This window comes from Aeromonas sp. R10-2 (assembly GCF_040908445.1).
GTDB lineage: Bacteria > Pseudomonadota > Gammaproteobacteria > Enterobacterales > Aeromonadaceae > Aeromonas > Aeromonas veronii.
The window spans coordinates 88839-109573 of record NZ_JBFODS010000102.1 but is presented as its reverse complement, the minus strand read 5'-3'; the positions used below and the strand labels follow the sequence as shown (position 1 = coordinate 109573).

At 57.9% G+C, this 20735-nt stretch carries 23 protein-coding genes; 6 read left to right on the top strand and 17 right to left on the bottom strand.

All coding sequences use genetic code 11. The annotated features are described in order from the left end of the window. Window positions 1-9 precede the first annotated feature (9 nt). Window positions 10-537, bottom strand: coding sequence for an RNA pyrophosphohydrolase (rppH, locus tag AB5Y97_RS20455; protein WP_005340421.1), 528 nt, complete (start codon window positions 535-537; stop codon window positions 10-12). A gap of 733 nt (window positions 538-1270) precedes the next feature. On the opposite strand from rppH, the gene mutH reads away from it, so the two are divergent. Next, window positions 1271-1945 (top strand): DNA mismatch repair endonuclease MutH, encoded by a 675-nt coding sequence (mutH, locus tag AB5Y97_RS20450; RefSeq protein WP_042084339.1) that lies wholly within the window; start codon window positions 1271-1273, stop codon window positions 1943-1945. Between the two features lie 80 nt (window positions 1946-2025). Further along, window positions 2026-2349 (top strand): isoamylase early set domain-containing protein, encoded by a 324-nt coding sequence (locus AB5Y97_RS20445; protein ID WP_005348910.1) that lies wholly within the window; start codon window positions 2026-2028, stop codon window positions 2347-2349. A 108-nt stretch (window positions 2350-2457) separates the two neighbouring features. Here AB5Y97_RS20445 and rplS read toward each other — a convergent pair whose 3' ends face one another. The 5 genes from rplS to ffh all read right to left on the bottom strand — a co-directional run bounded on the left by rplS (window position 2458) and on the right by ffh (window position 5970). Then, window positions 2458-2805, bottom strand: coding sequence for a 50S ribosomal protein L19 (gene rplS, locus AB5Y97_RS20440; RefSeq protein WP_005313505.1), 348 nt, complete (start codon window positions 2803-2805; stop codon window positions 2458-2460). Window positions 2806-2837: 32 nt separating this feature from the next. Further along, window positions 2838-3587, bottom strand: coding sequence for a tRNA (guanosine(37)-N1)-methyltransferase TrmD (gene trmD, locus AB5Y97_RS20435; RefSeq protein ID WP_113740097.1), 750 nt, complete (start codon window positions 3585-3587; stop codon window positions 2838-2840). Between the two features lie 34 nt (window positions 3588-3621). Then, window positions 3622-4143, bottom strand: coding sequence for a ribosome maturation factor RimM (gene rimM / locus AB5Y97_RS20430; protein ID WP_005340394.1), 522 nt, complete (start codon window positions 4141-4143; stop codon window positions 3622-3624). Between the two features lie 24 nt (window positions 4144-4167). Next, a complete protein-coding gene (rpsP, locus tag AB5Y97_RS20425) occupies window positions 4168-4416 on the bottom strand; it encodes a 30S ribosomal protein S16 (protein ID WP_005340392.1) in 249 nt (82 codons plus the stop codon). Window positions 4417-4593: 177 nt separating this feature from the next. Then, window positions 4594-5970: a signal recognition particle protein gene (gene ffh, locus AB5Y97_RS20420; RefSeq protein WP_005340391.1), complete on the bottom strand. Its 1377-nt coding sequence runs from the start codon at window positions 5968-5970 to the stop codon at window positions 4594-4596. 202 nt (window positions 5971-6172) lie between these two features. Between ffh and ccsA the strand changes: the two genes are divergently transcribed. Both ccsA and AB5Y97_RS20410 read left to right on the top strand, forming a co-directional pair. After that, the gene (gene ccsA, locus AB5Y97_RS20415; RefSeq protein ID WP_005340390.1) at window positions 6173-6961 is read left to right on the top strand and encodes an inner membrane protein YpjD; all 789 of its coding nucleotides are present in this window, start codon (window positions 6173-6175) and stop codon (window positions 6959-6961) included. 42 nt (window positions 6962-7003) lie between these two features. Continuing rightward, window positions 7004-8284 carry an HlyC/CorC family transporter gene (locus AB5Y97_RS20410; protein ID WP_005348906.1) on the top strand — a complete coding sequence of 427 codons (1281 nt, stop codon included), beginning with the start codon at window positions 7004-7006 and terminating at the stop codon, window positions 8282-8284. Window positions 8285-8324: 40 nt separating this feature from the next. Here AB5Y97_RS20410 and AB5Y97_RS20405 read toward each other — a convergent pair whose 3' ends face one another. Beyond that, window positions 8325-8795 carry an Rrf2 family transcriptional regulator gene (locus tag AB5Y97_RS20405; protein ID WP_005340388.1) on the bottom strand — a complete coding sequence of 157 codons (471 nt, stop codon included), beginning with the start codon at window positions 8793-8795 and terminating at the stop codon, window positions 8325-8327. Window positions 8796-8906: 111 nt separating this feature from the next. Here AB5Y97_RS20405 and hmpA point away from each other — a divergent pair, with 111 nt between their 5' ends. Beyond that, window positions 8907-10100, top strand: coding sequence for an NO-inducible flavohemoprotein (gene hmpA, locus AB5Y97_RS20400; protein WP_368158897.1), 1194 nt, complete (start codon window positions 8907-8909; stop codon window positions 10098-10100). Between the two features lie 99 nt (window positions 10101-10199). Here the strand turns inward: hmpA and AB5Y97_RS20395 are convergent, their stop codons facing one another. The 6 genes from AB5Y97_RS20395 to AB5Y97_RS20370 form a co-directional block, all read right to left on the bottom strand. Continuing rightward, a complete protein-coding gene (locus AB5Y97_RS20395) occupies window positions 10200-10784 on the bottom strand; it encodes a tetratricopeptide repeat protein (RefSeq protein WP_368158906.1) in 585 nt (194 codons plus the stop codon). Window positions 10785-11179: 395 nt separating this feature from the next. Then, complete coding sequence (mdh, locus tag AB5Y97_RS20390) at window positions 11180-12115, bottom strand: malate dehydrogenase (protein WP_368158895.1); 936 nt, start codon at window positions 12113-12115, stop codon at window positions 11180-11182. A 221-nt stretch (window positions 12116-12336) separates the two neighbouring features. Further along, on the bottom strand, window positions 12337-12999 hold the full coding sequence (artM, locus tag AB5Y97_RS20385) for an arginine ABC transporter permease ArtM (protein WP_368158893.1): 663 nt from the start codon (window positions 12997-12999) through the stop codon (window positions 12337-12339). A gap of 3 nt (window positions 13000-13002) precedes the next feature. Then, window positions 13003-13653, bottom strand: coding sequence for an arginine ABC transporter permease ArtQ (gene artQ / locus AB5Y97_RS20380; protein WP_043826111.1), 651 nt, complete (start codon window positions 13651-13653; stop codon window positions 13003-13005). Between the two features lie 3 nt (window positions 13654-13656). Continuing rightward, entirely contained in the window at window positions 13657-14394 is a 738-nt protein-coding gene (locus AB5Y97_RS20375) for a transporter substrate-binding domain-containing protein (RefSeq protein WP_005340381.1), read from the bottom strand. A gap of 24 nt (window positions 14395-14418) precedes the next feature. Continuing rightward, window positions 14419-15159, bottom strand: coding sequence for an ATP-binding cassette domain-containing protein (locus tag AB5Y97_RS20370; RefSeq protein ID WP_368158891.1), 741 nt, complete (start codon window positions 15157-15159; stop codon window positions 14419-14421). A gap of 201 nt (window positions 15160-15360) precedes the next feature. Here AB5Y97_RS20370 and argR point away from each other — a divergent pair, with 201 nt between their 5' ends. After that, on the top strand, window positions 15361-15831 hold the full coding sequence (gene argR, locus AB5Y97_RS20365) for a transcriptional regulator ArgR (protein ID WP_005340378.1): 471 nt from the start codon (window positions 15361-15363) through the stop codon (window positions 15829-15831). 90 nt (window positions 15832-15921) lie between these two features. Here the strand turns inward: argR and AB5Y97_RS20360 are convergent, their stop codons facing one another. The 4 genes from AB5Y97_RS20360 to AB5Y97_RS20345 form a co-directional block, all read right to left on the bottom strand. Further along, window positions 15922-16827 (bottom strand): Dyp-type peroxidase, encoded by a 906-nt coding sequence (locus tag AB5Y97_RS20360; protein ID WP_368158890.1) that lies wholly within the window; start codon window positions 16825-16827, stop codon window positions 15922-15924. Window positions 16828-16930: 103 nt separating this feature from the next. Continuing rightward, window positions 16931-17965: an ABC transporter ATP-binding protein gene (locus AB5Y97_RS20355; RefSeq protein WP_368158889.1), complete on the bottom strand. Its 1035-nt coding sequence runs from the start codon at window positions 17963-17965 to the stop codon at window positions 16931-16933. An 82-nt stretch (window positions 17966-18047) separates the two neighbouring features. Further along, a complete protein-coding gene (locus AB5Y97_RS20350) occupies window positions 18048-19673 on the bottom strand; it encodes an ABC transporter permease (RefSeq protein WP_368158887.1) in 1626 nt (541 codons plus the stop codon). 39 nt (window positions 19674-19712) lie between these two features. After that, window positions 19713-20720 (bottom strand): Fe(3+) ABC transporter substrate-binding protein, encoded by a 1008-nt coding sequence (locus AB5Y97_RS20345; protein WP_368158904.1) that lies wholly within the window; start codon window positions 20718-20720, stop codon window positions 19713-19715. Window positions 20721-20735: the final 15 nt, after the last annotated feature.

Below are 20735 nucleotides of genomic sequence, written 5' to 3'. Positions count from 1 at the left end.
CTGTGCTCCTTAACGGGCGCGGTTGCGCCGCCCATCCTTCTTGTTGACCTGCACTGCCGGCACCGGCATCGCCAGCGGGGCAAACTCTTTCATGACCCGGCGGTAAACCTCCCGCTTGAACGAAACGACCTGACGCACGGGGTACCAGAAGCTGACCCAACGCCAGTCGTCAAATTCGGGATGGCCATGACAGCCGAACTGGATCCGCGACTCCTTGCCCGAATTCAGCTGTAACAGGAACCATTTTTGTTTTTGGCCAATACAGACCGGTGAACTGTCCCAGCGGACAAGACGTTTGGGTAAACGGTACTTTAGCCAGTTACGACTGGTGGCCATGATGGTCACATCTTCGGGCTTGAGGCCAATCTCCTCATACAGCTCTCGATACATGGCCTGCTCTGGCGTTTCACCATCATCAACCCCCCCCTGCGGAAACTGCCAGGAGTGCTGCCCATAGCGTTTAGCCCACAACACTTGTCCTTCACGGTTACAGATCACGATACCGACATTGGGACGAAATCCGTCGCCATCAATCACGTGATCACCTTATAAAGGCTGAATCTATAAGGAGATTGTTCCACATTCACTCCGTGGCAGCAAACAAGGAGTGAATCCCCTGTTTCATGAATAACTTTCAATTTCAAACATACTTATAAACAAATCCAAGGATCCGCGCCCCCAAGTTGCCCACCCAGGCTGTGCATAAAGCTGTTAGCAAACGGGTATATACAGTACTTTTTAACTGTACGCGAAAAGTACCCCTCCGTATCACCACGCGACATAAAATATAAAAAACCATTATTTTTTATAAGGTTGAGATAAAACAACTGGATCTAGATCCATGTTCCCCCAAGAGTCAGATCCATGATCCGGATTGTGAACAAGTTCAACTGCTCAAAGATCCACCGCGGCGAAATTATCCACAGGAGTGGCACAATATCTACCCGGTTTACCCTGTGAAAATGGGGTGGCATTCACAATTTTTTGTAACATATCAGCGACTCCAACCACTTTCATCCACTTATCCAAGATTTCTGTGGATAACTGTGTGTAACATCATGCACAAACCCTTGGACAACTATTTCGAGGTCAAACCAGACCTGGCTTACTGCTCGATAAAACAGACAAAACCCTTTAAAATCATCACGATGAGCTGATAGCCCCCAAATTCTCTGCATTTGATCTTATCCACTCAGGATCGGTTATAAAAACAGCGATCCTTCTCGGGATCCTCCCCTGTTAGAATATGGCGAGCAAGATGGAGCCAACTATGCCAAGCAATCCCCAATCCGAGCAGGAGTTATTGAGCCGCGCCTATGCCATGGCCGGCTTCACGCTGGCGCAGCTGGCCGCCGAGGCTGGTGTCGCGGTGCCCAAAGACCTGCGCCGTGACAAGGGGTGGGTCGGCCAGTTGATCGAGCTGCAACTGGGGGCCAGCGCCGGGAGCAAGCCGGAGCAGGACTTCCCGGAGCTGGGGATCGAACTCAAGACGATCCCCGTGGATCCTCAAGGCAAACCGCTGGAGACCACCTTCGTCTGCGTCGCCCCGCTGATCGGCGTCAGCGGCCAGCGCTGGGAGGAATCCAACGTGCGCAACAAGCTCTCCCGGGTGCTCTGGATCCCGGTGGAAGGCAGTCGCGAGATCCCGGTTGGCGAGCGGCGAGTCGGCATGCCACTGATGTGGAGCCCGAATGAAGAGGAAGATCGACTACTGCGTCAGGACTGGGAGGAGCTAATGGACATGATAGTGCTGGGAGAAGTGGAGCAGATCAGCGCACGCCACGGCCAGGTGATGCAACTGCGGCCCAAGGCGGCCAACAACAAGGCGCTGACTCGCGCCATCGGCCGCGACGGTCAACCCATCATGACCCTGCCCCGCGGTTTCTATCTCAAGATCGACTTCACCCACAGTCTGCTGCAACGCTATTTTGCCTTGCCGACTTGATCTGCCTTATCAACATCTTTGTCATATGGTGGTATAAAAATAGACAGGAGCCATTTTTAACTCACAGACAAGGAGGCGTCATGCCACTGATCAAACAGTTTTTGAAGTCCAAGCCCGAGGTCAAGGTGACCTTTGCCGTAGAGAAAGAGGCGGCTGCAGGGGCGGAACAGGTGATGCTGATCGGCGAGTTCACTCAGTGGCAACCGGTCGAGCTGAAACGCATGAAGAGCGGCGAGTTCAAAGCCACCCTCAATCTGCCGACCGACGGCCCGGGCTACTTTGAATATTGCTACCAGCTCATCACTCCGGCAGGGGAAACCCTCTACGAGAATGACTGGGCAGCCGACGACTATGTGCCAGGCCCCTTCGGACGCGACAACTCGGTAGTTCGGGTCATCCAGTAACGGCCCCCAGATAGCCAATAGACGGATACAAAAAAGGCTCGCCATTGGCGAGCCTTTTCACTACCTGTCGAGCTATTTGCCGACATACCGACACCAATTCGAATCGAATTAGTTGAGCTTCTCTTTGATACGAGCAGCTTTGCCGGACAGGTTGCGCAGGTAGTACAGTTTGGCGCGGCGAACATCACCACGACGCTTCAGTTCTACACTGTGGATCAGCGGAGAGTGAGTCTGGAATACACGCTCAACACCTTCGCCGTTGGAGATCTTGCGAACGGTGAAAGCAGAGTGCAGACCGCGGTTACGCTTGGCAATAACGATGCCTTCGAAAGCCTGCAGACGCTCTTTACCACCTTCTTTAACACGAACTTGAACACGTACAGTGTCGCCCTGGGCAAAAGCCGGGATGTCGGTACGCAGTTGCTCTTGTTCAAGCTGCTGAATAATCTTGCTCATTGTCTTTCCTTACCTAGGATAAACTGAAAACTCTACTTAACGCTGTCACGCACTTCGCGGACATACTCGGCAAGAAGTGATTCTTGCTCGTCAGTCAGAGCTAGGTTGTTAATAAGTTCCGGCCTTCTTTGCCAGGTCCGTCCGAGCGATTGCTTGAGACGCCAGCGTCGAATCACTTCGTGATTGCCGCTTGTCAGCGCCTCGGGCACCACCAATCCATCCAACACCTCCGGCCGAGTGTAGTGGGGATGATCCAGCAAGCCATCCGTAAAGGAGTCTTGCTCGGCACTGGCCTGATCACCCAAAACCCCGGGGACCAGACGCGAAACCGCATCGATCAGGGTCATGGCAGGCAACTCGCCACCACTTAACACGTAATCCCCGATAGACCACTCTTCGTCGACTTCGGTTTGTATCACGCGTTCATCGATACCTTCGTATCGACCGGCTACCAGAATCAGTTTCTGATTCGTCGCCAACTCGGTTACGCCCGCTTGAGTCAGCTTGCGTCCCTGAGGAGAGAGATAGATGACTTTCGCCCCGTCTCCCGCCGCTTGCTTGGCTGCATGAATCGCGTCACGCAGCGGCTGAACCATCATTAACATGCCGGGCCCACCACCATAAGGACGATCATCGACCGTACGGTGTTTGTCGTGGGTAAACTCCCGGGGGTTCCAGCACTCAATCTGCAGCAGGCCACTCTTGACGGCCCGACCCGTTACCCCGTGCTCGGTAATGGCTCGGAACATTTCAGGGAAGAGGCTAATGACCCCAATCCACATAAGAAACCTCCGGCACCCGTGTTAGCGCGGGAAACTAGAAACCAGGATCCCAATCAACTTCGATTGTTCGAGCAGTCAGATCAATATTCTTGATCACCTGCTCTTCCAGGAACGGAATCAACCGCTCCTTTGCACCAAAGGCATCTTTTACATTGGCCTCAACCACCAACACATCGTTGGAGCCGGTTTCCATCAATTCGGTCACCTTGCCCAAGTCGTATCCCTTGGTGGTCACCACGGAGCAACCAATCAGGTCACGCCAGTAGAACTCACCTTCAGGCAACGCAGGCAACAGATCGGCGGGTACGCCAATCTCGACATTGGTCAATGCCAGGGCATCTTCGCGCACATCGATACCATCGAGTTTGCAGATCAGACCCTTATTGTGACGTTTCCAGGATGAAACCCGAATTTCACGCCACGCCCCGTTCTGATTAATCAGCCAGGGGTTGTAATCGAAAATCGCTTCGGCAACATCGGTGAAGGAGTTCACTTTAAGCCAGCCCTTGATGCCATAAACGGTACCCAGGGTGCCCAGAACTACAGGTTTTTCCACCTTAACTCCTTACCGTTGGGCTGATTAAGCAGCTTTTTTAGCGTCTTTGATCAGCTTGGCAACGCGGTCAGAAACAGCGGCACCAGTAGCAACCCAATGCTCGATACGAGCCAGGTCCAGGTTCAGCTTTTCAGCTTGACCAGCAGCAACCGGGTTGAAGAAACCAACGCGCTCGATGAAGCGACCGTCACGGGCGCAACGGCTGTCAGAAACTACTACCTGGTAGAACGGACGCTTTTTCGCGCCACCACGTTGTAAACGAATGGTTACCATATCGTCCTCATTAACATCTAATGAACAAGGCCCGCAAACACGCGGACCCTAGCTTAAAATAAGCCGCGTAATTCTACTTGGATTCGTAATAATTGCAACCAAGCCAGCCATTTTTTGCGCAGAGCGGCAATGAAAAGGGGCCTGCCGCAGCAGACCCCCATCAACACGCAGGCCGGATCAGAACGGGCCGCGACCGCCACCGAAACCGGGGGGCATCATGTTCTTCATCTGGCTCATCATCTTGCGCATGCCGCCTTTACCGGACATTTTCTTCATCATGCGCTGCATCTCGGTGAACTGCTTGAGCAGCTTGTTCACGTCCTGCACCTGCATGCCGGAGCCTGCGGCGATACGGCGTTTGCGGGAACCCTTGATGAGATCGGGGTGGGCACGCTCCTTGGGCGTCATGGAGCTGATGATGGCCTCCATCCGCACGGTGAGCTTGTCATCCATCTGATCTTTCACGTTATCCGGCAGCCCGGACATGCCGGGCAGCTTGTCGAGCATCCCCATCATGCCGCCCATGTTGCGCATCTGGGCCAGCTGCTCGCGGAAATCTTCCAGATCGAAGCCTTTGCCGCTCTTGACCTTGCTGGCCAGCTTGGCCGCTTTCTCTTTATCGACGTTGCGCTCGACTTCCTCGATCAGCGACAGCACATCGCCCATACCGAGGATGCGGGAGGCGAGACGATCCGGGTGGAACGGCTCCAGCGCATCGGTCTTCTCACCCATACCGATAAACTTGACCGGCTTGCCGGTGATGTGGCGCACCGACAGGGCGGCACCACCACGGGCGTCACCATCCGCCTTGGTGAGGATCACACCGGTAAGCGGCAGCGCTTCATTAAACGCCTTGGCGGTGTTGGCGGCATCCTGACCAGTCATGGCATCCACCACGAACAGGGTCTCGACCGGTTTGATGGTGGCATGCAGATCCTGAATCTCGGCCATCATCTCGCTATCAACGTGCAGACGACCGGCGGTATCGACGATCACCACGTCATAGAATTTCTTGCGCGCCTGATCGATGGCTGCGGTGGCTATATCGACCGGCTTCTGGCTGGCATCGCTCGGGAAAAAGTCGACGCCGATGTCGCTCGCCAGGGTCTCCAGCTGCTTGATCGCTGCTGGGCGATAAACGTCAGCACTGACCACCAGCACCTTCTTCTTGCTGCGCTCTTTGAGCAGCTTGGCCAGTTTGCCAACTGTGGTGGTCTTACCGGCACCCTGCAGACCGGCCATCAGGATGATCGCTGGCGGCTGGGCAGCCAGGTTGAGCTGTTCGTTGGCCTCACCCATTACTGTGACCAGTTCACCGTGCACAATCTTGATGAATGCCTGGCCCGGGCTCAGGGATTTGGCCACTTCCTGCCCGACTGCGCGCTCTTTGACACGCGCCACGAAATCACGCACGACCGGCAGGGCGACATCCGCCTCGAGCAGCGCCATGCGGACTTCACGCAGGGTTTCCTTGATATTGTCTTCGGTCAGGCGACCACGGCCACTGACATTGCGCAAGGTGCGCGAGAGTCGTTCAGTCAAATTCTCAAACATGACGGATTCCGGTTCTTGGCGTAATAAATTGGGGGCATTATAACCCAGAGCGGGCGCGAGGACGATTATTCACCGCACCGCAGCAGCAGGGACCTTCTCCCTATATATGGGCAGATCGGCCGTTGCACAACTGGCGAGCACTTCTCGTGCAAGGTATACTGCCTCTCTTACCCTCAAAAGCTTGTGCAACAACGACCTGGTTATGATCGTAATCTCTGTTCTGGCCCTGGCGTTTTATCTGCTGGCCATCATCGCCTCCCTGCATCTGTTACTGAGCGCCAAGCCGGTGGGACAGCGCTCCCTGTTTGCCTGTATCGGATTGGCCCTGATCGCCCACGCCAGCGCCCTCGGTTCAGAGGTATTGCAGAGTTACGGCCAGAACCTGAGCATGCTCAACGTTGCCTCGCTGGTCAGCCTCATCATCAGTTGCTTCATGACCTGCGTGACCCGCCGCTTCAACGGCTGGATCCTGCTGCCGGTGGTCTACAGCTTCTCGGCCCTGTTGCTGGCTGCCAGCGCCTTGATCCCGGGTCGCTACATAACCCATCTGGAGGCCCATCCCCAGCTGTTGCTGCACATCGGCCTCGCCCTGATGGCCTACTCGGTATTAATGATCGCCTGTCTGTTTGCGCTGCAGCTCGCCTGTCTGGACAAGCAGCTTAAATCGAGAAAAATCAGCAACCTGCCAGCCATGCCGCCACTGATGACGGTGGAAAAACGGCTGTTTCAGTTGATCTCTGCAGGGGTGTTGCTACTGACACTCTCCATCGCCTCCGGCCTCTTCTTCCTCGAAGATATGTTCGCCCAGGGCAAGTCTCACAAGGCCGTGCTCTCCATCCTGGCATGGTGTGTTTACGTGTTGCTGCTGTGGGGTCATCACACCTATGGCTGGCGCGGCCGCAAAGTCATCACGCTCAGTCTGATCGGCAGCTTCATCCTGACTCTTGCCTACTTTGGCAGTCGCTTCGTCAAAGAAGTGCTGTTGAGCTGACACCTATACTCTTTTAGCCATACCATCCAACAGGAGCCCTTTTTGGACAGCATCTCAACGAGTACATTACTGATTGTTCTCGTTATCTTGATCCTTCTTTCCGCCTTTTTCTCCAGTGCCGAAACCGGCCTGATGTCCATCAACCGCTACAAACTGCGGCATCTGGCACAGACCAAACACAAAGCCGCACGTCGCGTCGAGCAACTGCTCGCCCGCCCCGATCGCCTGCTGGGGCTGATCCTGATCGGCAACAATCTGGTCAATATCCTCGCCTCCGCCATCGCCACTATCGTCTGTATCCGGCTGTTTGGTGATCTCGGGGTCGCCATCGCTACCTTCGGCCTGACTCTGGTGGTGCTGGTATTCGGTGAAGTGACGCCAAAGACCCTGGCAGCCATGTTTCCGGAGAAGATCGCCTATCCCGCCTCCTGGATCCTCAAGGGGCTGATGGTGCCGCTCTCGCCGCTGGTCTGGCTGATCAACGGCATCACCAGCGGCCTGCTCAAGATGCTGAAGATCAATCCTAACAAGGATGACTCCCTCAACACCGAGGAGCTGCGCACCATCGTCAATGAGGCGGGTAACCTGATCCCCCAGCGTCATCAAGAGATGCTGCTGAGCATTCTGGATCTCGACAAGATGCTGGTCGAGGACATCATGGTGCCGCGCAGCGATATCTACGCCATCGACATCAACGATGACTGGAAGAGCATCCAGCGCCAGCTGGCCCACTGCGCTCACACCAAGATCCTGCTCTATCGCGACAATATCGACGACGTTGTCGGCTTTTTGCACGCGCGCGATGCCCTGCGGCTGGTAGCCAGGGACCAGTTCAACAAATCGAGTCTATTGCGTGAAGTGGACGAGATCTACTTCATTCCGGAAGGAACGCCGCTCAACGTGCAGCTGGCCAAATTCCAGCGCAACAAGGAGCGAATTGGCCTGATCGTCGACGAATACGGCGACATTCAGGGGCTAATCACTCTGGACGATATTCTGGAAGAGATAGTGGGCGACTTCACCACCTCCATGACGCCAGCGCCGAGCGACGAGATCCACCCCCAGTCAGATGGTTCTTATCTGGTCGAAGGCTCAGCCAATATTCGTGAGCTGAACAAGGAGATGAATTGGCACCTGCCCATCGACGGCCCGCGTACCCTCAACGGTCTGATCCTCGAATATCTGGAGGAGATCCCCCAGCCCAACATTGGGATCCGGCTGGCCGGTTATCCTATCGAGATCCTCGATGTGGAGAACAACATGGTCAAGATGGCGCGGATTATGCCGGCATCGTACCGGGCGGAGTCGGATTCGCAAGATTGAAAAAGGGCTGCCAGTGGCAGCCCTTTTCTATTGCTCATTGTCACTGTTCATCTTCATCATCCGGCTCCAACACCAGCGTCGGGATCAACTCGCCAAACACCCTCTGTAGCTCGTCACGGTTGGCCAGCAGGTCTTGCAGCGTATAGCTGTCCATCACCGCCAGAAACGCATCCATCGCCTCTTTCAGCGCACTCTTGAGCAGACAGACAGAGACGATGTGACAAGCGGGCGAGCCACAGTCAATGCCGTCCAGATTGCCTTCCAGCGCCCTGATCACCTGCCCGATATTGATGGTGGCGGGATCGCAAGCCATACGAATACCGCCATTCTTGCCCCGCTGGGATTGCAGATAGCCCAGCTTCACCAGCTGATTGACCACCTTCACCATGTGGTTGCGGGAAACGCCATACAAGGCCGATACCTTGGCAACGCTCGACAACTCCCCTTCCGGCAGGGTGGCAAGATAGAGCAGGGCTCTCAATCCAAAATCTGTATAACTGGTTAGTCTCATAAAACCTGATTAGCGCGATGCGAAAAGTGGAGTATTGATTCAAATCAAATAAACATCTAGGATGCCACTTATTAAATGACATTTTATATGTTCAATTAGAACGAGGCCCCTATGCTAGATCAAACCACCGTTGCCGTCATCAAAAGCACTATTCCGCTGCTCGAATCGGCAGGCCCTGCCCTCACCCAGCACTTCTACCAGCGGATGTTCAGCCATAACCCGGAGCTGAAAGATATCTTCAACCTGGCCCACCAACGCAGTGGCGGCCAGCCGCTGGCCCTGTTCAATGCAGTCGCCGCGTATGCAAAGAATATCGACAATCTGGGAGCGCTCGCCGGTGCGGTCGAGCGGATTGCGCACAAACATACCGGATTCCTGATCCAGCCGGAACAATATCACATTGTAGGTAGTCATCTCTTGGCCACGCTCAAAGAATTGGGCGGAAGTGCGGTCACCGAAGAGGTGCTGGAGGCATGGGGCAAGGCGTATGGCGTGCTGGCCGACATCTTCATCGGCCGCGAGCAGGAGATCTATCAGGAGAAGGCCAATCAGGATGGCGGCTGGCAAGGTACCCGCACCTTCATCATCAAGGAGAAGCGAGCCGAGAGCGACCTCATCACCTCCTTCCTGCTGGCGCCGGAAGATGGCAAGCCGGTACTGACCTTCAAACCGGGCCAATACCTCAGCATCAAGCTGGTTCACCCCGAGCTGGAATATCAGGAAATCCGCCAGTACTCCCTCTCCGATGCCCCCAACGGGCAGGACTACCGCATCAGCGTCAAGCGTGAACCGCAGGGTCAGGTCTCCAACCTGCTGCACGATCACCTGCAGGCGGGTGACAGGATTGAGGTGATGCCCCCTACCGGCGATTTCTACCTGAAAGCCGACAGCCAGACCCCGGTGGTACTGCTCTCCGCCGGTGTCGGCGTGACGCCGATAATGAGCATGCTCAACCAGCTACTGGCGAACGGCCATCAGGCTGATGTCACCTGGCTGCACGCCTGCGAACAGGGCGCTGTACACGCCTTCCGGGAGGATATTCAGCAAAAATCCCGCCAGCATCCCAACTTGCTGAGCCGGGTCTGGTATCGGGAGCCGGAAGCCAGCGATGTACAGGGTGAAGATTACGACCTGGCCGGCACCATGGATCTGACTGCCGTGAAGGAGCGCATCACGCCAGAGGCCCACTACTACTTCTGTGGCCCTGTCGGCTTCATGCAGGAGATCAAGCGGCAGCTGCTGGCGGCTGGGGTGCCAGCGGGGCAGCTCCATTACGAAGTTTTTGGCCCCCACCAAGATCTCTAAGGCGCAGGCAGCCATATAACAGAGGGAGGTTCCGGCCTGTCATGGCACGGCGGCTGGAACCGGACCCACAGGTGCAGATCTGTGGGTCATTTTTTTGGATCAGTGCATCGCCTTGGCGCGGGCCACCACGTTGGCCGGCATCCTGTTGCCAAGACGGTTGAGCAGACTCGCCGCCTTCTGGTGCAGCGCCTTGTCACCGATGACGGAGCCATGGAGCCAGCGATAGGCGTCCTCATAATCGAGCGGACTGCCCATCCCCTGCAGCAGCATCTCGACCCACTCGATGCGAGCCCGCAGAAAACCGAGGCTGGCCGCCTCGCGCATCAGGGTCTCGGCTCGCACCAAATCCTTCTGCACCAAAGTTCCTTTCCAGTAGTAGCGGCCCAGCTGCTCCAGCGCTGGCGCCAACCCCTGATTGGCCGCCTCCCACATATATTGCACCCCGAGCTCGGCGTTGGCCTTGGTACAGACACCCCACGACAGCATATCCCCCCAGAGGAACTGATAGGCCGGGATCTTCATCACCGAGGCGCGCGCTTCGATATCCTGAGTCAGCTGACAGCGATCCTGCTTCACCTGAGTGAGGTGACGCCCCTGCTCAATCCAGTTGAGCAGCTCATCCTGACGATAGAGCGGCACCGCCTGCAACTCGCCAGCGGCCAGAGGTGCGGGAGGCGCCACCACTGCGGCAGGCTCCGCCGGTTTTGGCAGCGGCGCGGCCCCCTCGCCACTGCTGGCAACGGGTGTGACCGGCTCGGCCGGAAGCAAGACGGGGACTGCCTCAGAGGGAGCTGGCGTAGCAGCAGAGACAGGGGTCGTTGCCACCGCAGCACTGCTTGCGGTCGGTGCCGATGCACTTGCTGCAGGCGCATCGCTCGATACGGCAGCCGATACCACCTCGGCACCATAGAGGGGCGCGGTGAATGCACCGACAAGAATTAGAAGGGTAAGGGGTTTCATCATAAGGATCTCCTGCTGCACTCTGTTATCGGCACCAAGCCCCATCCCCTTAGCCTGCCGGGCGGATCTCATCAATACAAAAGGGAGCCGAAGCTCCCTTGTTGGCACGGTTGACCCGCTTACTTGACGAAATCGACACCCAGCTGGATATCGGCTTTCAGGGTAGCCAGCATGCCTTCCATCGCTTCCTGCTCGAAGGCGCTCAGCTTGCCGTAATCCAGTACGGTTTCGACGCCGTTCTTGCCCAGCAGTACCGGCTGTGCGAAGAAGGTGGCGTGCTCGCCGTTGCCTTCCACGTAGGCGCACTCGACAACGTTGGCTTCGCCCTGCAGACCCTTGATAAGGGAGAGACCAAAACGGCAAGCCGCCTGACCCATGGAGAGGGTTGCGGAACCGCCACCAGCCTTGGCTTCAACCACTTCGGTACCGGCATTCTGGATGCGCTTGGTCATGGCAGCCACTTCTTCAGCAGTGAAGGAGGCACCTTCAATCTGGGAGAGCAGCGGCAGAATGGTGACGCCACTGTGACCACCGATCACATTGACGCGAACCTTGTCGATGTTCAGCCCTTTGGCAGCGGCCACGAAGGTCTCGGCGCGGATCACATCCAGGGTGGTGACACCGAACAGGCGACGCTTGTCATAGACACCGGCTTTCTTCAGCACTTCGGCGGCGATAGCCACAGTGGTGTTGACCGGGTTGGTGATGATGCCGATCAGTGCTTTCGGGCAAGTGGCCGCGCACTTCTTGACCAGATTCTTGACGATACCGGCGTTGATATTGAACAGGTCGGAGCGATCCATCCCCGGCTTGCGTGCCACACCGGCGGAAATCAGCACCACATCGGCCCCAACCAGCGCAGGAGTCGGATCTTCACCGCAGAAGCCCTTGATGGCGACGTCGGTAGGAATATGACTGAGGTCAACGGCCACACCCGGAGTAACCGGGGCGATGTCATACAGGCTCAGCTCGGAGCCAGCCGGCAGACGGTTTTTCAACAGCAGAGCGAGGGCTTGACCGATGCCACCAGCGGCACCCAGAACGGCAACTTTCATGATCAACTCCATGTTTAAGCGTAGGTTTAAGGTTGTTTGTTGTTGTGCGCCCAACCTTAATGGATCCCCCCATAAAAAACAATCTGATAACAGTTGCAGTCACGGGTTCTGTGAGCCACGAAACATGCGGGAGCAAAAATTGGAGGGAAATACAAAAAGTTGAAGGAGAAGCACAGTTTTTCTGCACTTCTCCTTACCATAAAGAGGTAGATCTGAGGGTCTCAGGATTGGAATGCCAGCGCCCGTTTTTCACACCAGCGAAAACCAATTGTTAACAATCCGTTCATCGCCAGATAAAGCCCACCAGCCACCCCGAACACAGCCAGGGTATCGTAGGTCTGGGCGTTCAATCCCTGCGCCAGCCCCATGATGTCCATGATGGTGATGGTACTGGCGAGGGAGCTCCCCTTGAGCACCAGAATCACCTCGTTGGAGTAGGCAGGCACCAGATGACGGGCAGCATGACGCACCTTCATCCACAAGGTCTGGCGGCCATTAAAGCCAAGCGCACGACACGCCTCCACCTCACCAGCCGGGATGGCATCGAGCGCCCCCTTGAACAACCGGGTGGAGTAAGCCGCCGTGTTGAGACCCAGCGCCAGCACGGCGCAGAACCAGGGCTGCTTGAGCAGCGGCCAGAGCGGGCTGGCTTTCAGCCACTCGAACTGGCCCGGCCCGTAGTAAATCAGGAAGATCTGAATGAGCAGCGGCGTCCCGGTAAAGAGCAGCACCCACAGCTGCACCAGCTGGGTCGCCACCGGCAGGCGCAGCTCCAACGCCCAGGTCATCAGGGCTGCCAACACAATCCCCAGCAGCAGGCTGAACAGGGTCAGCTCCAGCGTGGTGACAAGACCGCCCAGCAACGTAACGAGATACTCTTGCATCAGTTAGCCTCCGTAGCGGCGGGTGTAGCGGGCAGCCAGCCCGAGGCCGTACTCGCTAACCAGACTGATAGCCAGATAGATGAGGGCCGCGGCGGCATACCAGGTAAAAGGTTCATAGGTACTGGCCGAGGCCATCTGCGCCTGACGCATCATCTCGTTCACCCCGATAAGCGACACCAGCGCGGTATCTTTCAGCAATACCAGCCACTGGTTGCCGAGGCCCGGCAAGGCGTGACGCCACGCCTGCGGCAACACGATGCGAAAGAAGATGTGGCTCTTGCTCAACCCCAACGCCAGCGCCGCCAGCCGTTGACCTGAAGGCACCGCATTAAGCGCCGCCCGCAGGGTCTGGGTCGCATAGCTGGCGAACAGCAGGGAGAGCGCCAGCACGCCACAGGCGAACGGACTGAACTCCACATACTCGCCAGTGATGAGGAACAGCACCTGGGTCGAACCGAAGTAGATGAACAGCACCACCAGCAACTCGGGCAGGCCACGGATCAGCGTGGTCAGGGTGGCCACCGGCCACACCAGCGCACGCTGCTTGCTAAGCTCGGCGGCACTGAACGCCAGTGCCAATACCATGCCCCCGACCAGTGATGCCAAGGCCAGCCCGAGGGTCATCCAGGCTGCATCCAACAACAGGCTCAACATGGCTTACTGCGCGAAGTATTTGTCGAAGATTTTCTGATAGGTGCCGTTGGCCTTGATCTCGGCCAGCCCCTTGTTCAGCTGGGTCAGCAGCTCCTGATTGCCCTTGGCCACCGCGATGCCAAAGCCGGTACCGAAGTACTTGGCATCGGTCACCGGCGCACCCACCACCGCATACTCCTTGTGCTGCTTCAGCCAGTCGGCAGCAACGGCGGTATCGGCAAAGACACCGTCGGTACGGCCATTCATCATGTCGAGGAAGGCGCTCTGGTAGCTGGCGTACGGCACGGTCAGCAGACCCTTGCTCACCCAGTTATCCACCAGATAGGACTGGTGAGAGGTACCGTTCTGCACGCCGACTGTCTTGTCGACCATCTCTTCCGGCCCCTTGAAGGCCCCTTTCTTGGCGACGAATACTGCCGAGTTCTCGTAATAGATGTCGGAGAAATCGACCTGAGCGGCCCGCTCAGGGGTTACGTCCATGGCGGCGATGGCGGCATCGTAGCGACGGAATTTCAGGCTGGGGATCAGGCTGTCAAAGGCCTGGTTGTGGAAGCTGCACTCCAGCTTGGCCTGCTCGCAGATGGCGCGCGCCAGATCGATGTCAAAACCCTGAAACTCGTTCTTGTCATCCAGGTATTCGAACGGCGCGTAGGTGGCCTCGGTGGCGAACTTGATCTCTTTGGCCATGACGGAGGTACTCAACAGGCCCATGGCAGCAACCAACAACAGACTCTTTTTCATGACAGCTTCCTTATCGATTCAATATCAATGCATCAAGAATTCGGCAAACCGGCTGGTTTGCGGGGATTGGAAAATGGCAGCGGTGCCGGATTCGATGATCCGCCCCTTCTCCAGATAAATCACCTGACTGGCCACCTTGCGGGCAAAGTCGACCTCGTGGGTCACCACCACCTGGGTAATGCCGGTCTGGCTCAGGTTACGGATGATCTCGGCCACCTCCTTGGTGATCTCGGGATCCAGCGCCGCAGTCGGCTCGTCAAACAGCAACACTTCCGGGTCCATCATCAGGGTACGGGCAATGGCCACCCGCTGCTGCTGACCGCCGGAGAGACGTGCCGGCCAGGCATCGCGCTTGTCGGCCAGTTGCAGCTGGGCCAGCAAATAGGCCCCCTTCTCGATGGCGTCCTCCTTGCTCATGCCGAGCACCTTGACCGGCGCTTCAATCAGATTCTCCATCACAGTGAGATGTGGCCAGAGATTGTACTGCTGGAACACCATCCCCACCTTGCGACGCAGCAGTTGGGACTGGCGGTTGAATTCGGCAGCAGAGAGGGAGTTCGGGAAAGAAAATTCACTTTCACCAATCCGCAGAACACCCGCATCCGGGGTATCCAACAGGTTCATCATCCGTAGCAGGGAACTCTTGCCAGCACCGCTCGGGCCCAGCAACACCAAGGTTTCACCGGGGGATGTCCGAAAGCTGACCTGTTGCAGAACCGGCACCTTGTGCCAGGACTTCTCGATACCTATTAATTCAATACCCATACAGCCCAATTGAATAAGTTTTCAAAATTTCATCCCGATTCTATCCCTAATAAAGGTTGATGCAAGCCATTTTTGAATCAATATGCAGAACAAGCGCCGCTTCCTTGCAAAAAACGGCATATGAATGCAAAATGGCCCCGCTGTTCGTATCTGCCGCCTGTGCTGCACAGGCCGCCACACCTCCTCATTCGTGAGACCAAGATGAAACACAACGACAAGCAAGAAAAACTGGCCAAGGCCTTTAAAGCCTTGCTGAAAGAAGAGCGCTTTGGCTCCCAGGCAGAAATCGTTACCGCCCTGCAAGAGCTGGGTTTCGAAAATATCAACCAGTCCAAGGTATCGCGCATGCTGAGCCGCTTCGGCGCTGTTCGCACTCGCAACGCCAAGATGGAGATGGTCTACTGCCTGCCGGTGGAACTGGGCGTGCCCACCACCTCCAGCCCGCTCAAGAATCTGGTACTGGACGTCGATCACAACGGCGCACTGGTAGTGATCCACACCAGCCCGGGCGCAGCCCAGCTGATCGCCCGCCTGCTCGACTCCCTCGGCAAGGCAGAGGGGATCCTCGGTACCATCGCCGGTGATGACACTATCTTCATCACCCCGACCAGCGACACCGATATCGAAGAGCTCTACCTCTCCGCTCTCGAGCTGTTCGAACAGACGCCGTAATGGCCGCCACCGCATCATAGCGGTCACGCCAGAACGAAAAATCCCGGCCTTGGCCGGGATTTTTGTTTTCTGCAGCTTCGTCAGGCGGGCTTATTTACCCTGCGCCATCAAAAAACTTTCAGATGGGGCGAAGAAAGCCGCGCCGGTCACCGCCTTGGTGAAGCGCAGCAGATGATCGAAGTGGCTGCCCTCCCCCTTGTACATGCTGGCCAGCATGGCGTTGAAGTGCTGCTGAGTGCGGCAGCAGGAGATGAAGTAGAGCCCCTGCTCGGTCATGGTGCCCCAGGGCATGCTCTGGCGCAGGATCTCCATGGACTCCCCTTTCGGCGTCTTGAGGTTGACCCGCTTGATGTGGGCGGTCAGCGGTTTGGCGGCAGACTCATACTCGATGTTGTCGGGCTTGGTTCGACCGATAATGTCTTCCTGTTCTTTCTGCGCCAGCTTCTCCCAGTCGCTCATGGCGTGTACCCAGCGCTGAACGTGGATGTAGGAGCCACCGGCAAACTCGCCATCGGCCACCAGCGCCACTTCGGCACGGTGCTCATCCTGCGGGTTCTCGGTGCCGTCAACGAAACCGGTCAGGTCACGGAAATCCAGGTTGCGGAAACCGCGCACCTCTTCGGCCAGCTCGACCAATCCGGCCAGCAGTGCCATCACACGGTGACCGGCGTGGTGCAGCACATCCACCCGATCGGCGCGCAGCTGAATAAAGAGATCAAACGGGGTGTTGGGGGCTTCCTGACCGTTGGCGGATTGCGCCATAAAGCTGCGGAACTGGGGCGGACGGGCGGCAGGGTAGAGACCATCCCAGGCATCGGCGCCAACGGCAACCAGACCGCTGAACCCGGCATCGGGGAAATCGGCGGCAACCGCCTGCCACAGGGCGGGCAGTTTGGCCAGACGGCCGACCAGTTCGGCGGCGTCGCCGGTGCGATTGAACATCAGATAGAGGGCGTGCAGATTCGGCTCTGCGCAGATCCCGGCTTGGGCTTTCATATATCTCTCCCCTGAGTAGGCGTTAGCGTTACGGGCTATTTGCGTTGCGCGATTATAAACCAGAGTGGATCCAGTTCTTTGATTTCACGACGATATCACGCGTTCAGGGCAAAGGGTCAAACAACACCAGTCCATGGGGGGCAACCTTGATCCGTGCCCGCATCCCATCAAGGGGCTCGCCAATGCTCGCCTCCAGCTGCAGATCGCCACACTCGAACAGCACCCGGCAGTGGTGGCCGAGGAACTGCTGCTCCACCACCTTGAGCTCCCCATCTGCGGCGCTCTCCAGCAGCAGTTGCTGGGGGCGGAGCATCAGCTGCAACTGCTCGCCCACCGCCCGGCCATGAGGCTCGCTGCCACAAATGACCCCGAGCGCCGTCCGCACGCAGTGGCTGTCCACCACCTCGGCGGCCAGATAGTTGACCCCGCCGAGAAACTCCGCCACAAAGCGGTTTTGCGGGCGGCGATAGAGCTGCTCCGGCTGGCCCACCTGTTCGATGTGACCGGCGCGAAACAGCGCCAGCCGATCGGCGAAGGCGAACGCCTCCTCCTTGCTGTGGCTGACGAAGATGGCGCCGATCCCCTGCTGCTTGAGCAGGGCGCGGATCTCGAGGATCAGCTTCATCCGCACCTGGGTATCGATGTTGGAGAAGGGCTCATCCAGCAGCATCAACCGCGGCTTGCACACCAGCGCCCGGGCGATGGCCACCCGCTGCTGCTGACCACCGGAGAGCTGGTGCGGATAGCGATCCCCCAGCCCCTGCAGATTGACCAGCGCCAGCGCCTCGTCCACCTGCTGCTGGCGGGCGCGGCGATCGAGTTTGGTCAGGCCAAAGCCGACGTTGTCGGCCACCGTCAGGTGGGGAAAGAGGGCGTAATCCTGAAAGATCATCCCGATATTGCGCGCCTCGGGCGGCATGCTGGCACCCGGCCCGTCGAGCAGGGTATCACCGAGGCAAATCGAGCCCTCTGCCAACGGCAGCAAGCCGGCGATAGCCTTGAGCAGCGTGGTTTTGCCGCAGCCACTGGCCCCCAGCAGGCAGACGATCTCGTTGTCTGCCACCGTCAGGGAGAGCTGCTCCAGCACATTGCGGCCGTTGTAACGGCAGCTGACATTTTCAACCTGCAAACAGGACAAGGCTGACTTCCTCTCGTTTCTGGCGGTGCGCTGCCTTTCGGTTCAGCACACCGCATGCAATTTCATTGACCGACGCGGCGCCTCAGTGGCCCGGACTGTCCAGAGTGCGGTTGACCCAGATCAGCGGCAACAACCCCACCAGCACGATGACGATGGCACCCAGTGCACCGCGCTCCAGCATCTCGTCCGAGACAAACTGGTAAACGTGGGTCGCCAGAGTATCGAAGTTGAACGGCCGCAGCAGCAGGGCGGCGGGCAGCTCCTTCATGGATTCGATAAACACCAGCATGGCACCGGCAAACAGGCCGCGGCGCACCAGCGGCAGATGGACCCGCCGCAGCATGCCGCCATCCCCTTGTCCTAGGGAACGGGCCGCCATGTCGAGGCTGGGGGAGATCTTGCCCATGCTGCTCTCCACCGAGCCGATGGCGATGGCCACGAAGCGTACCAGATAACCGAACACGATGGCGGTGATGGTGCCGGTCAGCAGCAAGCCCGGCCCCTGACGCCCGAGCCAATCGGCCAGATCGTTGATGGCAAAATCGAGGGCGGTAAGCGGCACCAGCACGCCGATGGCGAGCACGGTGCCCGGCATGGCGTACCCCATGGCGGCCATACGCAGCGGCAGTAAACTCTTGAACCCGCCATCGAGGCGGCGGAAGAAGCCGAGCAGCAGGGCAATCCCCATCGCCAGCAGGGCGGTCAGCGCCGAGATAGCCAAGCTGTTGCCGGCAAAGCGGACAAACTCCGGCGTCCACGACAACTCGAAGTAGCGCACGCCGTAGTCCAGCAGGATGACGAACGGCAGGCCAAAACCGGCCAGCACCAGCCCCCAGCACCAGAGAGCGGCCAGAGCGCGACTCATCCCCTTGAGCGGATAGCGCAGCGGCTGCTCATGGCCCATGGACTTCTGGAACACCTGCTGCCGACTGCGCGAGCGGCGCTCCAGCGCGATCAGCAGCACCACAGCCAGCAGCATCAGGCAGGAGAGTTTGGCCGCGGTGGCCAGACTGCCGTAGCCGAGCCAGGTGTCATAGACCGCAGTAGTAAGAGTGTTGATGGCAAAGAAGTGTACGGTGGCAAAATCGGCCAGCGTCTCCATGGCCACCAGCGACACCGCCACCATGATGGCCGGGCGCGCCAGCGGCAGACTGAGGCGGCGAAAGCTCTGCCACGGGGTACAGCCGAGCAGACGGCTGGAGTGAATGAGGCTGACCGACTGTTCCAGAAAGGAGGCGCGGGTCAGCAGATAGACGTAGGGGAATAGCACCAGCGCCAGCACCCAGGCGGCGCCACCAAGGGAGCGAATGGCAGGAAACCAGTAATCGGCAGGGCTGTTCCAGCTAAAGAGCGCTCGCAACCCTGCTTGTAGCGGGCCCGAGTAGTCGAGCAAGTCGGTATAGACGTAGGCGACGATATAGGAGGGCATGGCCATTGGCAGCATCAAGGCCCACTGCAAAGCGCGCCGTCCCGGTACCTGACACATGGCCACCAGCCAGGCGGTAGGCACGCCAAACAGCAAGCTGAGCAATACTACGCCGACCACCAGCCCCAGGGTATTGCCCAGATAATCGAGCAGCACGGTATCGGCGAGGTGGCGAAACAGCTCCCCCTCAGCCGAGAAGGCAGAGAAAAGCAGGGCTATAACCGGTAAACCCAGCAGCAGGGCGATGGCCCAGCTGCCGGTCATCCATCCAAAATTTTTCATGAGACCACAGATGTTGATGGGGCCGTTGGCCCCATCTGATTACAAGTCGAACTTCACTTCATCCAGCAACTGCAAGGCGGCCTTGCGGTGCTTGGCGTAATCGCTGACCGGTAGTGCGTCAGACTTGAAACTGCCCCAGGACTTGACCATGGCAGAAGGCTCGACCCCAGCCTTGACCGGATATTCGGCGTTCACGTCCGCATACATGTGCTGGGCGGTGTCACCAGCCAGAAACTCCATCAGCTTCTGGGCCTCGGCCTTGTTCTTGGCATACTTGGTCATGGCCACGCCGCTCACGTTGACGTGGGCACCGCGGTCAGCCTGGTTCGGGAAGTTGATATAGACTGCATCCGCCCAGGACTTCTGCGCCGGATCTTTCAACATGGCGCCCAGATAGTAGCTGTTGCCGAGCGACACGTCACAGATACCATCCTTGATCGCCTTGACCTGATCCCGGTCGTTGCCCTGCGGCTTGCGCGCCAGGTTGGCCTTGACCCCTTCCAGCCAGGTTTTGGTCTCGGCCATGCCGTGATGGGCAATCATGGAGGAGACCAGCGCCACATTGTACTCATGCTTGCCGCTGCGGGTGCAGATTTTCCCTTTGAATTCCGGTTTGGCCAGATCTTCGTAGCTGATGGTGTCGAGCTTGCCGAGGCGATCCTTGCTGGAGTAGATGGCGCGAACCCGGGTGGTCAGCGCGAACCAGCGATTCTCCGGATCACGATAGATGGCGGGGATGTTCTCCTGCAGGATCTTGCTATCCACCGGCTGCACCAGCCCCTTGTCCACCAGACCGGTCAGACGGCTGATATCGACGGTCAGCATCAGGTCGGCCGGAGAGAGCTTGCCTTCCCGCTCCAGACGCTCGTTCAGCCCCTCTTTGGCAAACACCACGTTCACCTTGATGCCAGATTCCTTCTCGAACTGCTGGATGATGGGCTTGATCAGCTCATCCTGCCGGTTGGAGTAGACATTCACTTCCCCGGCCGCCAATGCCGACTGAGCTGCCAACGCAGAGAAAGCCAGTGCCAACATCTTCATTTTCATCATCCATTCCTTGAT

Bases quoted from the DNA above. Each gene is read 5' to 3' on its own strand.
- artM (WP_368158893.1), bottom strand. From the start codon at position 12,999: ATGCAAGAGTATCTCGTTACGTTGCTGGGCGGTCTTGTCACCACGCTG.
- AB5Y97_RS20375 (WP_005340381.1), bottom strand. From the start codon at position 14,394: ATGAAAAAGAGTCTGTTGTTGGTTGCTGCCATGGGCCTGTTGAGTACC.
- AB5Y97_RS20350 (WP_368158887.1), bottom strand. From the start codon at position 19,673: ATGAAAAATTTTGGATGGATGACCGGCAGCTGGGCCATCGCCCTGCTG.
- rpsP (WP_005340392.1), bottom strand. From the start codon at position 4,416: ATGGTAACCATTCGTTTACAACGTGGTGGCGCGAAAAAGCGTCCGTTC.
- AB5Y97_RS20360 (WP_368158890.1), bottom strand. From the start codon at position 16,827: ATGAAAGCCCAAGCCGGGATCTGCGCAGAGCCGAATCTGCACGCCCTC.
- AB5Y97_RS20445 (WP_005348910.1), top strand. From the start codon at position 2,026: ATGCCACTGATCAAACAGTTTTTGAAGTCCAAGCCCGAGGTCAAGGTG.
- mutH (WP_042084339.1), top strand. From the start codon at position 1,271: ATGCCAAGCAATCCCCAATCCGAGCAGGAGTTATTGAGCCGCGCCTAT.
- AB5Y97_RS20405 (WP_005340388.1), bottom strand. From the start codon at position 8,795: ATGAGACTAACCAGTTATACAGATTTTGGATTGAGAGCCCTGCTCTAT.
- mdh (WP_368158895.1), bottom strand. From the start codon at position 12,115: ATGAAAGTTGCCGTTCTGGGTGCCGCTGGTGGCATCGGTCAAGCCCTC.
- hmpA (WP_368158897.1), top strand. From the start codon at position 8,907: ATGCTAGATCAAACCACCGTTGCCGTCATCAAAAGCACTATTCCGCTG.
- AB5Y97_RS20345 (WP_368158904.1), bottom strand. From the start codon at position 20,720: ATGAAAATGAAGATGTTGGCACTGGCTTTCTCTGCGTTGGCAGCTCAG.
- artQ (WP_043826111.1), bottom strand. From the start codon at position 13,653: ATGTTGAGCCTGTTGTTGGATGCAGCCTGGATGACCCTCGGGCTGGCC.
- ffh (WP_005340391.1), bottom strand. From the start codon at position 5,970: ATGTTTGAGAATTTGACTGAACGACTCTCGCGCACCTTGCGCAATGTC.
- AB5Y97_RS20370 (WP_368158891.1), bottom strand. From the start codon at position 15,159: ATGGGTATTGAATTAATAGGTATCGAGAAGTCCTGGCACAAGGTGCCG.
- trmD (WP_113740097.1), bottom strand. From the start codon at position 3,587: ATGTGGATTGGGGTCATTAGCCTCTTCCCTGAAATGTTCCGAGCCATT.
- argR (WP_005340378.1), top strand. From the start codon at position 15,361: ATGAAACACAACGACAAGCAAGAAAAACTGGCCAAGGCCTTTAAAGCC.
- ccsA (WP_005340390.1), top strand. From the start codon at position 6,173: ATGATCGTAATCTCTGTTCTGGCCCTGGCGTTTTATCTGCTGGCCATC.
- rplS (WP_005313505.1), bottom strand. From the start codon at position 2,805: ATGAGCAAGATTATTCAGCAGCTTGAACAAGAGCAACTGCGTACCGAC.